Origin of the sequence: Pseudomonas fluorescens (genome assembly GCF_902497775.2) — a bacterium.
In the GTDB taxonomy this organism is placed as follows: Bacteria; Pseudomonadota; Gammaproteobacteria; order Pseudomonadales; family Pseudomonadaceae; genus Aquipseudomonas; species Aquipseudomonas putida_F.
On record NZ_OZ024668.1, the window covers coordinates 2836694 to 2849730 of the forward strand.

Annotated in this window: 11 protein-coding genes; 3 read left to right on the forward strand and 8 right to left on the reverse strand. The window is 64.3% G+C overall.

Annotated features, from left to right (window positions below; genetic code table 11):
• Nucleotides 1–29: 29 nt before the first annotated feature.
• Nucleotides 30–3560 carry an RCC1 domain-containing protein gene (locus F8N82_RS12885; protein WP_038995683.1) on the reverse strand — a complete coding sequence of 1177 codons (3531 nt, stop codon included), beginning with the start codon at nt 3558–3560 and terminating at the stop codon, nt 30–32.
• A 308-nt stretch (nt 3561–3868) separates the two neighbouring features.
• Here F8N82_RS12885 and F8N82_RS12890 point away from each other — a divergent pair, with 308 nt between their 5' ends.
• Nucleotides 3869–4642 (forward strand): AraC family transcriptional regulator, encoded by a 774-nt coding sequence (locus F8N82_RS12890; RefSeq protein WP_038995684.1) that lies wholly within the window; start codon nt 3869–3871, stop codon nt 4640–4642.
• Here F8N82_RS12890 and F8N82_RS12895 read toward each other — a convergent pair whose 3' ends face one another.
• From F8N82_RS12895 to F8N82_RS12925, 7 genes are all read right to left on the reverse strand, one after another.
• A complete protein-coding gene (locus F8N82_RS12895; RefSeq protein ID WP_095162999.1) occupies nt 4643–6157 on the reverse strand; it encodes an MDR family MFS transporter in 1515 nt (504 codons plus the stop codon).
• A complete protein-coding gene (locus tag F8N82_RS12900) occupies nt 6147–7274 on the reverse strand; it encodes an HlyD family secretion protein (RefSeq protein WP_038995685.1) in 1128 nt (375 codons plus the stop codon). Before F8N82_RS12900 ends, F8N82_RS12895 begins: the two co-directional genes overlap by 11 nt.
• Nucleotides 7271–8728 (reverse strand): efflux transporter outer membrane subunit, encoded by a 1458-nt coding sequence (locus tag F8N82_RS12905; protein WP_038995686.1) that lies wholly within the window; start codon nt 8726–8728, stop codon nt 7271–7273. The genes F8N82_RS12900 and F8N82_RS12905 overlap by 4 nt, the downstream gene beginning before the upstream one ends.
• Nucleotides 8729–8833: 105 nt before the next feature.
• Nucleotides 8834–9706: an alpha/beta fold hydrolase gene (locus F8N82_RS12910; RefSeq protein WP_038995687.1), complete on the reverse strand. Its 873-nt coding sequence runs from the start codon at nt 9704–9706 to the stop codon at nt 8834–8836.
• Between the two features lie 17 nt (nt 9707–9723).
• A complete protein-coding gene (locus F8N82_RS12915; protein ID WP_176470467.1) occupies nt 9724–10353 on the reverse strand; it encodes a LysE family translocator in 630 nt (209 codons plus the stop codon).
• A 79-nt stretch (nt 10354–10432) separates the two neighbouring features.
• Nucleotides 10433–11041 carry a 2-hydroxychromene-2-carboxylate isomerase gene (locus tag F8N82_RS12920; RefSeq protein ID WP_038995689.1) on the reverse strand — a complete coding sequence of 203 codons (609 nt, stop codon included), beginning with the start codon at nt 11039–11041 and terminating at the stop codon, nt 10433–10435.
• 34 nt (nt 11042–11075) lie between these two features.
• Nucleotides 11076–11807, reverse strand: a complete 732-nt coding sequence (locus F8N82_RS12925; protein WP_038995690.1) for an SDR family oxidoreductase — start codon at nt 11805–11807, stop codon at nt 11076–11078.
• Between the two features lie 91 nt (nt 11808–11898).
• Between F8N82_RS12925 and F8N82_RS12930 the strand changes: the two genes are divergently transcribed.
• Complete coding sequence (locus F8N82_RS12930) at nt 11899–12453, forward strand: TetR/AcrR family transcriptional regulator (protein ID WP_038995691.1); 555 nt, start codon at nt 11899–11901, stop codon at nt 12451–12453.
• Nucleotides 12440–13036 carry a DUF4157 domain-containing protein gene (locus F8N82_RS12935; protein WP_038995693.1) on the forward strand — a complete coding sequence of 199 codons (597 nt, stop codon included), beginning with the start codon at nt 12440–12442 and terminating at the stop codon, nt 13034–13036. The genes F8N82_RS12930 and F8N82_RS12935 overlap by 14 nt, the downstream gene beginning before the upstream one ends.
• Nucleotide 13037: the final 1 nt, after the last annotated feature.

Sequence of the window (13037 nt, forward strand, 5' to 3'; positions counted from 1 at the left end):
GCGGACACCGCCCCCGGCTGGGTGCAGGGTCAGGTGGGTTGTGGAGTCTCCTGAACGGCCTGCTCAGACAGCTGGCTCAACTGCGCCTGGCTGGCGGGGGTGGAGTAGGTGAGTTGGCCGTTGAGGCTGGGGGGAGCATTTCCGCCATACAGTGAATTGCCCCAGGCAACTACGCGCTTATCTGCAGTCAGTGCTGCGAACCCGAAGAAATTAGCGTACACAGCCTGCACGTTAACCAACTGTCCGACAAGCGTTGGCGGAATAGCTCCACCTAGATGGGCGGCTCCCCAACTGCGAACCTGACCATCGCTGAGCAGCACAGTAAAAGCGCCTAGGGAGGCAACCAGTTGAACAATATTCTTCAAGCTGGCGATCTCGTCCGGCAAGATTCCCCCAGCGACCCTCCCCCATGCTTTTACACTGCCATCACTGCGCACTGCAGCAAAGGCTACGCCCGCTCCTCGTATGTCGATAAAGTCATTGATTGGAACCAGTTCAACGGGCAAGCCTATCCCCCACGACTGGACTTGGCCGTTCGCGCGTAAAACGGCGAATCCATGACCTGCGGCCGCGACCCGAACAACGTCGGTCAACCGAGCAATATCTTCCGGCAAAATGCCGCCATAGTCAGCGGCCCCCCAAGCCCTCACCTGGCCAGTACGACGCAAGGCTGCAAACGCAAGTCCATTGGCACACACATCGACAATATCGGTCAATTGGGCGATGTCTGCAGGTACGTCGCCATAATATCCCCAACCCACAACATGACCACTAGCTCTTCGTGCCGCAAAAGATGCCCGTCCGCCGTACAACTCCACCACATCCGTGAGCGCAACAATGGGGGCAGGTGGTAGATCTCTACCCCAAGCCTGTATCTTGCGTTGCGCTGTTAAAGCAGCCATGCCGTAGTATGTGCCAATGGCCTGAGTGAAGTTACCACTCAAACTAAGTGGGTTGCTCCCCCAGGTAACCAGCGCCCCATTAGCACGTCGAGCAACCATCGCCCAGTCCCCCCCCACCACCGCCACCGCATCACGTACCTGAGCCGCCACAGGCGAAAGCACGCCACCGTTTAATGGAGCACCCCAGGCGATCATCGAACCGCTATCGGTGATTGCAGTATATGAATAGGGATTGGCTCCAATATTGGAGCGATTGACCAACGTGAGAGAACCTGCAGTTTCCGTCCATACGTACAGCAGCCGCGAAGGTGCCTGATCAAGGAAATGCATGCCCACCTGCGGTTCAGTGTCCCCGTCATAGCGCCAACGCGCTTCAATGGGTTGCAATGAAACAGTATCCACTGCAACCAGCAGACGTTTCATGCTGTAACCCCAGTCGACACCGCCAGAACCACTCCGCGCCCCCATCACCTTGGGAATCCCGCTCGCAATCAACTTACCTACGTTGAACCCACGCACCGCCGACTCAAACACCTCGCCATCACGCTCGACCGTATAATCCAGGGTCACACTGCCCTCCTGATTGAGCAGCACCACCTCCCGCTCGATCGTCTCCCGGTAAACCTCACCCACTTCATCTGTCCGTACCGTGCGGCTCTTGCTCACTGAGCCAGCCCCTTCAGCACCGCGCCAGTACACCGTGACCACATCATTCACACGCAAGCCGGCCTCCACCCCAATGGTGATCGTCGCGCCACTGGGGACATTGATCGGATCAAGCCCGTCGCCCTCGGCCTCGACAATACCAGGGGCGGGAAAGCGCAATCCTGCCTCGCCGATGTACAGGGTCAAGGTGTCGGAATAGCGGGGACGCTGGTTATCCTCGACGACCGAGTAACTGATCTGGACCTCGTCGCCCAGGCTGGGGAGGATTTCGCTTACCGGCACAGTAAAGACTACTTCAGGCACTACTTCGGGAACGGTGATCTCGTCGGTATAACTGCCCCAGGCCAGGACCAATTTCTGCCCCTGGCGCATGCCGTCGTAGAGGAAAATGCGCACCGTGGCCACCAGCCGTCCTTCGGGGTCCCACGCACCGTTGTCGACATCGTCCACGCTCGGCGCCGCCAGTTCCGCCACCGCCTCACCGACGTACAGGCCCAGCCGTTGCGACTCTTGGTATTGGCCGCTGGAGTAGATGACCCGGTAGAACACTTCAAGCGTACCGCCATCGAGCAGGGCTATATGATCTGCCTTCACCTCCACCACCAGCGGCTGACCTAGCTGGTTGTTATTGCTGATCAAGCGATGCGCTTCATGTAGGTACGGCCGCTGATCCGCACGTATGCCATGCCAGACCACCACCACCCGCTGCCCGACCGCCATGCCGGCATAGGCCGGCACAATCACATGCGCCCGGGGCAGGTCGGCAGGTAGATGCTGCTCCACCGCCTCGGCCACGGTCGGGGCGGCCAGCCCCAGGTTCACGCCCCTGACCCCGACCGTGGTGCGCTTGGAAGGAATCACGCCCCCCACCCCTTTGTCCAGTTCATAGGACACAAAGGCCATGCCTTGGGCAATCGCTGCAACGACAGCATTGGGAATACTGAACGGTGCCAGATGAGGGAGTCGCGTAAGGATGAAAGGCTCCGGTTCAAACGGCGCTATACCACTCCCCTCTTCGGTAAACCCTCGCCACTTGACCTGGATCCGGTCGTTCACGGCAAAACCGGTTGCCCGTGAGGCGTAGACCTGCACCGTCACATCCGCCCCCTCCAGTTGCGCCAGATCGACGTAACCTTCATCGTCGGCTTCTGCGATCAGTGGCGGATCGAGGCGAAAGCCACCCGCCTCCACCTGCGCATGGCTGTGTAGCGACCAGCCATCCGAAAAGTTACCGACCTCATCGAGCAACTGGTACACCACCGCCAGCTCATCGGAGTCGCCCGCTTCAATGATGGTGTCGTAATCGACGACGATCTCGATCAGCTTGCCCACTTCCTGCGCCTGGACTTCATGGCCCACGATCACTCCACCCCAGCTCAAGCGTACGGTGTCGCGCACGGCCATGTTCAGCCAAGGGAAGATATACACCTCCACGCCGCGCCGGGCGTACTCTTCATCGATGAGCTCGACCGGTACATCCGGCGGGACCAGCCCGTAATGACCTTCCAGGTCGGGCCGGGGGTCCGGCCCGCCTGGCAGCGCGCGCTTGGTCTTGAGCAGCAGGCGTCCCGAGTCGGCTTCATCGCCACTCAGTGCCTTGACCTGAAACCAGACCTGCGCGACGCCATTCGGGATGTTTTGTGCTGGCACGTAGAGGTACAGCAACTTATTCAGGTCGTCCCGTTGCACCACATAGGGAACAGGTGTGGCCGCCTGCTCCGGATCGCCCCAGAATACGCGTACTTCATCGCCTGGGGCCATTTGCAGGTACGGCTCCACCAGTACCAGCAAACCATTGGGGTTGGTTTGCAACACGGCAGCAGTGATCCCGCCATCCAAACCGTCCGGGTGATCGAACAACTCGGTCATGTAGGGAATGCGAACATGACTGTTTACGATCGACTGGATCTGCTCAACGCGCAGGTACCAGGGGCTGGGATCTTCGTCGGGGAGCAGTGGCGTAACAGCTGGGAACGGCGAGTCCTGATTCATGGGGGTACCCTGGTGTCGATGGCAGAAGGCGCGTTCCCGTCGAGAACGCCGGTCGACCCTTATTCAATACCTCGATACGCCGTGCCGCTACTGACAAAAATGCCAGGTCGCGCGGATTCGACAGGGGCATTCATGGCCAGGAGCAAAACCTAATATCGATAACTGGAGTTATGCACTGAGCCATCCGGACATTCGCGCGCTGCTCCCACAATGCAATTGCGTGCACCGCCCCTGAAGCTGGCTTGCCAGCGAACAGAGTGCCCCCCTTTTTGCTACCATCGCGCTTCCCGCTCAACACGGCCCTGCTCATGTCGCCCCCGGAAAAACCCATCCTCACCCTGGCCGAAAACTACCGCCACGGCGAACGCATTGCGGCCCACTGTCACAATCGCGCGCAGTTGATCCACGCCCTCAGCGGGGTGATCACGGTCAACTCGCTGCAGGGCAGTTGGGTGGTGCCGCCGGGGCGTGGGGTGTGGGTACCGACGGCGGTCGAGCACGACTTGAAGATGGCCGGCGCCGTACGCATGCGCACCCTGTTCATCGACCAGAAAGCCCGCACCGACCTGCCGCAGGATTGCCAGGTGGTCGACATCTCGCCACTGCTGCGCCAGTTGATCATCAGTGCCATGGACATACCCGCCGACTACCCACCAGGCGGGCGCGACGAACGGTTGATGCAGCTGATCCTCGATGAAATCCGTGTGCTGCCGATCCTGGCCCTGCATGTACCCACGCCGCGCGACCCGCAACTGGCCGAGCTGTGCCAGGCCCTGCGCGATGCGCCCAGCGAAGACTGGAACCTGGCACGCGCCGGCCGCCTGCTCGGCACCAGCGCCCGCACCCTGACCCGGGCCTTTCAGCGCGAGACCGGCCTGAGCTTCATCCAGTGGCTGCGGCGCATGCGCCTGCTGGCCAGCCTCGACTCCCTGGCCGCCGGGCATCCGATCCTCGATGTGGCGCTGGACCTGGGCTACGACAGCCCCAGCGCCTTCAGCGCCATGTTCCGCCGCACCCTCGGGGTATCGCCCTCGGCCTACTTCGGCAAGGCCCAGGCCTATGGCGCGGCGCAGACCGACTGATCAGCCGTCCTTCTGGCGCAGCAGCAACGACGCCAGGGCGCAGGCGGCCAGGGCCAGGCAGGACAGGTAGAAGGCATCCGAATAGGCCATCAGGTAGGCCTGCTGGCGCACACTGTGGTCGATCAGGTCCAGCGTCTGCACCACTGCCGGCGACTGCACATCCACCAGCCCGCCCGGCAGGCGCTGCTGCACGGCGCCATCGAACATCGTCAAGCCCTCGCCGATACGCTCGGAATGAAAGCGCTCACGCTGGGACACCAGTTGCGTGAGCAAGGCCGTGCCCACTGCGCCACCGAGGTTGCGCAGCATCGAGATCAGCGCCGAGGCGGAGCCTGCCTGGGCCTTGTCCAGGCCTTTGACCGCCAGCACCGAGAGCGCCACCATGATCAGTGGCTGGCCGATGCCGCGGACCACGGTCGAGGGGATGATCACGTTGGCGGCGGCATCATCCGACAGGTGTGCCCCCAGCCAGCACCCCAGGGCCATGATCGCAAAGCCACTGGCCACCAGCAGTTTGGCGTTGAGCCAGCGCATCAGCCGTGGCAGCAACGGCGCCAGCAGCAATTGAACCAGGCCATAGGCAATCAGGCTGACACCGATCTCGCGGGCGTTGTAGCCCTGTACCAGCGACAGGTAGTTGGGCACCAGAAACACCAGGCCGAAGGTCGCCGCGCCGAACACCGCCATGGCCAGGCTGGCAACGCCGAAGTTGTAACTGGCCAGCAGCCGCAGATTGATGAACGGCCGGTCGCCCCACAGCTGGCGCTGGATGAACAGCGCCAGGGCAAAACCGGCCACCAGGCTGAAGCCGACAATGAACGAGGAGTCGAACCACTCCTTGCGCCCGCCCTCTTCCAGCACGATCTGCAAGGCCCCCAGGCCCAGGGCCATGGCGGCGATGCCCAGCCAGTCGGCCTGGCGCAACTTGCGTCGGTCACCCTCCTTTGCACCAATCGACCAGGCCACGGCCGCGATCAGGGCGATACCCGGCAGCAACTGCAAGAGGAAGATCCAGCGCCATGAATACGCATCGGTCAGCCAGCCGCCAATCGATGGCCCGGCCGCTTGGGCGACGCTGTTGGACAGGCTGAACAAGGCCATGCCCAAGGGGATTTTGCTCGCTGGAAGCTCGGTGATGATCAACTGCATCGACAGCGGAATCAGCACCGCCCCCGAGGCGCCCTGGATCACCCGGATGGCGATCATTGCCTGCAGGCTCGGCGCCAGGGCGCAACTGACCGAACTGAGCAGAAACACCACCGAGCCCACCAGCATCACCCGCCGCAGGGAGAACACCTGCACCAGCCAGGCGGTGAGCGGGATCATGGTGATTTCGGCGACCAGGTAGGCTGTCGAGATCCACGAGCCTTCCTCGAAACTGGCCCCCAGCGCCCCTTCGATCTCCGGCAAGGCAGCGCTGGTGACGTGCACGTTCATCCCGGCCATGAAGCAGCCGAACAATCCGCCGATCACCGCCACCCAGGCGCGCAGCGAGACTTTGTCTTCAACGGCCATGCCGGGCCTCCCGGGTGTCGACCGTGGCGATCACCGACATGCCGGGCAGCAGTTGCGCTTCACCGGCGGCCGACGGATCGAGCTGGATGCGCACCGGGAAGCGCTGGACGATCTTGGTGAAATTGCCGGTGGCGTTGTCCGGCGGCAGCAATGCGAACACCGCGCCGGAGCCAGGCGACACGCTGTCGACCGTGCCCTGCCAGTGACGGCCAAATGTGTCGACGTCCAGGGTGACCCGCTGGCCAGGGCGCAGGTGCTCAAGCTGGGTTTCCTTGTAGTTGGCGATCACATAGGCCTGGGCCACCGGCACCACCGCCAGCAACGGCAAACCGGGGCTGACGTACTGCTGCTGGCGTACTTTGCGCTGGCCGACCACGCCATCGAAAGGCGCGCGAATTTCGGTGTCGGCCAGGGCGTTTTCAGCCAGGCCCAACTGCGCCTCGGCCTCTTCCAGGGCCGCCTGACGCGATGCCAGATCGGCCTGGGCCTGTTGCCGTTGGCTGCTCAGCACCCGTTGCCGCGCCTGCTGGCGCTCAAGTTCTGCGGCAGCTGCACGTAACAGCGCCTGCGCTTTGACCCGGCTGGCGGTGGCGCTTTCCAGGCGCTGGGCGCTGGCGGCCTGTTGCCCGGCCAACTGCCGGTAGCGCTGCCAGTCGAGCTGCGCGCGCCGGGCTTCGCCTTCACTGGCGGCGTGCTCGGCCTGGGCCCGGGCGATGGCCTGGCGCTGCTCGTCAAGCTGCGCGCTGAAGGTGGCCAGGCGCGCCTGTTGAGCCTGCACCGCGGCGGCGCTGGCAGCCTGTTGGGCACGGGCCTGGCGCAGGCGCTGCTGGTAGTCGCGAGGGTCCAGGCGCACCAGCACCTCACCGGCCTTGACCCGTGCGTTGTCGGCCACGCGCACCTCGGCGACATAACCGGCCACCCGCGCGCTGATCGGCGCCCAGTCGGCACGCACGTAGGCGTCGTCGGTCTGCTCGAAGAAACGCGCGCTGCTCCACCAGTAACCGCCATAGGCCAGCAGCGCCAACAGCCCGGCGGCGCCCAGCACGTAGCTGGCCTGGCGGCGACGGGTCAATGGCCGGGTGGCAATCTGCGGATCAGGGCTAACGGCCTGGTTCATGGGCGGGCTCCGGTGTGCAAGGCAAGGGCTTGAGGGGTGTTGCTACGCTGCCAGCCGCCACCCAGGGCGCGGAACAGCGCGACCTGACGCTCCAGCAGGCGCAGGTCGGCTTCGGCCAGTTCGGCCTGTTGGCGGACCAGGGTGCGTTGACTGTCGAGCAGCTCCAGGCCGTCCGCGGCGCCGGCCTCCAGGTTCAGCCGGACCCGTTCGAAGGCACGCAGGCTTTGCCCCGTGGCTCGCGCCAGCGCCGCCCGTTGCTGGCGTTCGCCGGCGTACAGCGCCAAGGCTTGCTCGACATCGCGCAAGGCGCTCAGTACCACGCTGTCGAAATGCGCCAGGGCTCCGGCGCTGCTCGCTTGCGCTTGCTCGACCCGGGCATGGGCCTGCTCGCGGTTGGGCAAGCGCCAACTGATCAACGGGCCGATGGCAAAGGTCAGCGCCTTGCTGTCACCCATGGCGCCAATCGTTGCCGCTGACGACTCCAGCGCCGCGCCAAAATGCACCTGCGGATACAGCTCGGCGTTGGCCGTGTCGATCCGGGCGCGGGCGGCGAACAACTGGCGTTCGGCCTGGCGGATGTCCGGACGGCGTTGCAACAGGCTCCAGGCATCGCCCACCGGCAATGGCCGGGCAATGCTGGGCAAACGCTGACAGCGGCTGGCGTGTTCATCGACCTGTTGCGGCGGCTGGCCACTGAGCACCGCCAGCTCGAACAAGGCGGCCTGACGCTGGCCCTGCAACCAGGGCAAAAGCGCGCGGGTCTGCTCCAGCAGGCTTTGCTGGCGGCTGACATCCAGTTCGGTGAGTACCCCGGCAGCGCGTTGCTGGCGAGTCAGGGCCAGGCTGTTTTGCAACAGCGCCACCGACTGTTGCTGCACCTCGCGGCGAGCGCCCAGGGCGCAGATGCGCAAGTAGGCCCGGGTGGTTTGTGCCGCCACGCTGACCCGCAACTGGTCACTGGCGGCCTGCGCCGCTTCAGCATCGGCGCGGGCGGCAACGATACCGGCGGCAACCCGGCCCCACAGGTCCAGCTCGTAGTCCAGGCCCACCTGCGCTTCATGCTGCCACTGGCTGTCGGCATGGCTGTCGGTGGCTTGGGCCAGGGTCTGGTCATCACCATCGCGGCCATATCGGTAGCCATAACCCACCAGGGTGCTTGGCCAACGGCCGGCGGCGGCACCGCGCAGGCCGCCAAGCAGTACCTGGGCGTTCGCCTGAGCGGCGGCCAGGTCATGGTTGTATGCCAGGGCTGCGCTCACCAGTCGGTTCAGTTGCGGGTCCTGGTACAGTGACCACCAATCCTGCGCCAGTGCATCCGCACGGGTACCTGCGGTGCGGCTCAGCTCCACCTCCGGCCGCTGCGCCGGTGTCAGTGCCCGGTCCTGGTCAAAATGGCTGCACGCCCCGCTCAGCACTACCCCTGCGCACAGCAACGGCCAACGCGCCTGTCCCATGCTGCTTCTCCTGTTGTTGTCATTGGAGCAGCAGCTTAGGCAAAGGCGCGGTGTCGTTCGCTCGCGATAAGGTCAGCTATCGTCGCAAAATGGACAACAGCCGTATCAACCCAGCAGAAAGGCCTCGACCTGCTGGCTGCAGGCCGCCGGATCTTCCTGCATGAAGCAGTGACCGCCCGGCACCTGAGTCGCGTTGACGTGACGGTTGCCCTCGGCCCAGCGCTGTACCGACTGGGGCACGAAGGGATAGGTGGACTCGCCATACAGCACCAGGCTCGGGGTGCTCACCTGGGTCAGTGAGGCCCACATGCGCCGGGGGAAGGAGCTGAAGATTTCCACCTCGCGGCTGGGCCGGCACTTGAGCACCACGCCCTCGCCGCAATCGCCGATGGCGTGTTCGATATAGGACTGCAACGCCGATTCGCTCCAGCCCTTGAAGATCCCCCGCCCCTCCAGCGACGCTCGCGCCGCGTTGCGGTCCGGCCAGTGGCTGCGGCGGCTGGCGGCCTTGCGGGCCAGGGCGTGGCGACGGTGCAGGCCGACCAGGGCCGCAGCGCCCATGATGCCCATCATGGCGCGGCTGAACAGCACCGGGTCGAGCAGCACCGCGCGCTGGAACAGCTGTGGCTGCTGGGCCAGCATCAAGCCGGTGAGCACCCCGCCAAAGCTGTGGCCGACGGCAAACCGCGGCACGTCGCCGTACTCGCCGCGGCCCGCGTCGAAGGCCTCGATGGCCAGCTGCGCGGTGCGGTTCCAGCCGGCGAACGGGCCGCCATGGTCGCTGTCGCCATGGCCCTGGACATCGCACAACCACAGGTCGAACTGTTCGGCCAGGCGCGCCAGCAACGGCTGGTAGACCAGGCAGCAAAAGCCGTTGCCGTGAAGAAAATGCAGCAGCGGTTTGCCACTGGCTGGGGAGCGCCAGCCGCGCAGGGTGAAGCCAGCACTTGTGTCATGGGACCAGGGAATCAACTGCATGTACCAGCGCACTCACGTCAGGAAAAGCTCGATTCTACAAACAGCAAGGGGTACAGGGATATCACCAGCAGCACGGCCATGAGCAGATTGAACAGCATCAGCCAGCGCGGGTTCTGCAGCACCGTGCGCAAGGCACTGCCAAACATCACCCAGACGCACACGCTGGGCAGGTTGACCAGGGCGAACACGGCGGCAATGACGATGACGTTGGTGACGTAGCCCTGGGCCGGGGTGTAGGTGGTAATCGCGCCCACGGCCATCACCCAGGCTTTTGGGTTGACCCACTGGAATGCCGCCGCGCCCCAGAAGCCCAGGGGCTTGCGGCTGGCCGAATCGCTGACCGACAGCGGCCCGGACGTGGCGATCTTGTACGCCAGGTACAACAGGTAGGCAGCGCCGACATAACGCAGCACGGTGTAGATCGGTGGGTAGGCCTTGAACACCTCGCCCAGGCCAAAGCCCACCGCCAGGACCATGACCATGAAACCCACGCTGATGCCCAGCGCATGAGGGATCGAACGGCGCACGCCGAAGTTCACCCCGGAGGCCAGCAACATGGTGTTGTTGGGCCCCGGGGTGATCGAGGAGACGAACGCGAACAACACGAAGGCAGTGATCAGGTCCAGTGAGCTGAGCATGGCAGGCATCCAGTTTTTTTATTGGGCTGCGCTGACACTAACGGAGTCCTGATCCGCCTCGACCATACAGTTAGGGAAAATAATGCCGCTACACTTGACTGTCCTGCTCCGCCAGCGCCTCGACGACGAACTCCAGGCGGTCCTGACCGAAGAACATCTGCTCGCCGACAAAGCAGGTCGGTGCGCCAAACACGCCGCGGCGCACCGCCTCTTCGGTGGTGTCCTTGAGCGCGGCCTTGACCTCGGGATCGGCGCTCCAGGCCTGGTATTGCTCAGGGTCGAAACCGGTCTCTTGCAGCACCGCCGCCAGCACCTGCAGGTCAGCCAGATTCCGCTGGCGCACCCACATAGCCTGGAACACTGCACTCAGGTAGGCCTCGAAACGCTCCGGCTGATAACGCTGCACGGCAACGGTGCCGCGCATCAGGCCCAAGGTATTGATCGGAAAGCCTGGCGGCAACGCCAGGGTCACGCCATAGCGCTTGGCATAGCGCTGAAAGTCGACGAACACATGCCGGGCCTTGGCCGGCACCATCACCGGCGAAGCGTTGCCGGTGGCCTGGAACACCCCGCCCAGCAGCATCGGCCGGTACACAAGCTGCGCAGCGTGTTGGGCGCAGAGTCGTGGCAGTTGGGTCCAGGCCAGGTAGCTGGCCGGGCTACCCAGGTCAAAGAAGAATTCGACAGTTTTGCTCATCTGCAGCGGTTCCTTTTTTGTTGTTGTGAGTGACTTACCAGCGCTCCATCCACGGCCGCAGGTCGAGCTCGAAGGTCCAGGCATCGCGCGGCTGGCTGTGCAGGAACCAGTAGCTGTCGGCGATGTGCTGCGGGTCGAGAATGCCGTCCTGGTCCTTGAGCGCATAACGCTCGGGGAAGCTGTCGCGGATGAACGCGGTATCGATCGCCCCGTCCACTACCACATGGGCGACATGAATATTGCGCGGTCCCAGCTCGCGGGCCATGCTCTGGGCCAGGGCGCGAATACCATGCTTGGCGCCGGCAAAGGCGGCAAACCCGGCAGCGCCGCGCAAGCCGGCGGTGGCACCGGTGAACAGGATAGTCCCGCGCTCGCGGGTGACCATACGCCGGGCGACCGCCTGGCCGGTCAGGAAGCCGGCGAAACACGCCATTTCCCAGATCTTGAAGTACTTGCGCGCGGTCTCGTCGAGAATGCTGCATGGCACGTTGGCACCGATATTGAAGACAAAGGCTTCGATCGGGCCAATGCTGCTTTCGATCTCCTCGACCAGCGCTGCCACCTCCTCTTCCTTGCGCGCGTCCGAGGCAAAGCCGTGGGCCTCGCCACCGGCGGCGCGAATCTCGTCCACCAGCGGCTGCAGCTTGTCGGCGCTGCGCCGGGTCATGCAGGCCACATAACCCTCGCGGGCAAAACGGCTGGCAATCGCGCCGCCGGTTGCATCGCCGGCCCCTACCACCAGTACCACCTTCTTGCCTTGGGTCATGTCTCGCCTCCATTGGTAAACGATCATTTAGTAAACGAACGCTATGCTATGATCCAGCTCTCGTCAAGCCAGCCCTAGGGAGCGTATCGGCGTGCGCTATTCGACCAACCACAAAGAACAAACCCGGCAAAAGTTGCTGGAAAGCAGCGGCGCCCTGGCCAAGCGCGGTGGCTTCGCGGCCACCGGCGTGGCCGGGCTGATGAAGGCCATCGGCCTGACCGGTGGTGCCTTCTACAACCACTTCCCGTCCAAGGACGACCTGTTCACCGAAGTGGTGCGCCGCGAGCTGTGCAACAGCCCGATTGCCCAGCGACCCATGAGCCGCGCGCGGCTGGAGCGCTGCCTGGACCAGTACCTGAGCATGGCCCATCTGCACAATGTCGAAGGCGGTTGCGCGCTCCCGACCCTGGGCGCAGAAATCGCCCGTGCTGAGCAACCGGTGCGGGCAGAAGCCGAACACTGGCTGTGCAGCCTGCAACAGGCCTGGGCGCAGACCCTGGAAGACCCGGCCCTGGCCTGGGCGCTGATCAGCCAGTGCGTGGGCGCGCTGGTGATTGCGCGCATGCTGGCCAACGAGCCGACCCAGCAAGAGGTGCTCAAGGCCTCCCGCGACTTCATTGCCGGGGCCATGCATGAAGCCCCTTGAGTCGCTGCTGCTGAGCCTTGCCCTGGCTGCCCCGCTTGGCGCCCTCGCTGCCTGCCCGGTCGGCCAGTACGAAATCTGCCTGGGCAGTTGCATCTGCTCCCCTATCGACCCCGGCCAGGCCGGCACCGTGCTCGACGATCTCGGGCGCATGGCCAGCAGCTCCCTGGCCCTCGCCTTGCAGCAGGCGCGCGACAGCGCGGCGGCCGGCACGGTGCTGCCGATCCCCCTGCACATCCGCGCCCAACTTGAGCCGTTCTATGACTTCCAGGTGCTTGATGCAGCGCGCTACAAGGTCGGCGACCAACAAGCCCTGGACAGCGCCAATGCCCTGCTGCAGAACCCCGACGTCAATGCCGTGACCCTGATCGACATCATCGTTTTTCGCAACGACGCCGATGCCCAGGACAACGTCGCGCTCTGGGCCCACGAACTGCAGCATGTGCAGCAGTACCAGCAATGGGGCGTGGAGGAATTCGCCCGGCGCTACTCGCGTGACTTCGACGCTGTCGAAGCCCCGGCCTACGCGATCCAGGCGAAAGTAAGCAAGGCCTTGCGCGAGCGGGCCTCAGGGCAGGCGCGCTGAG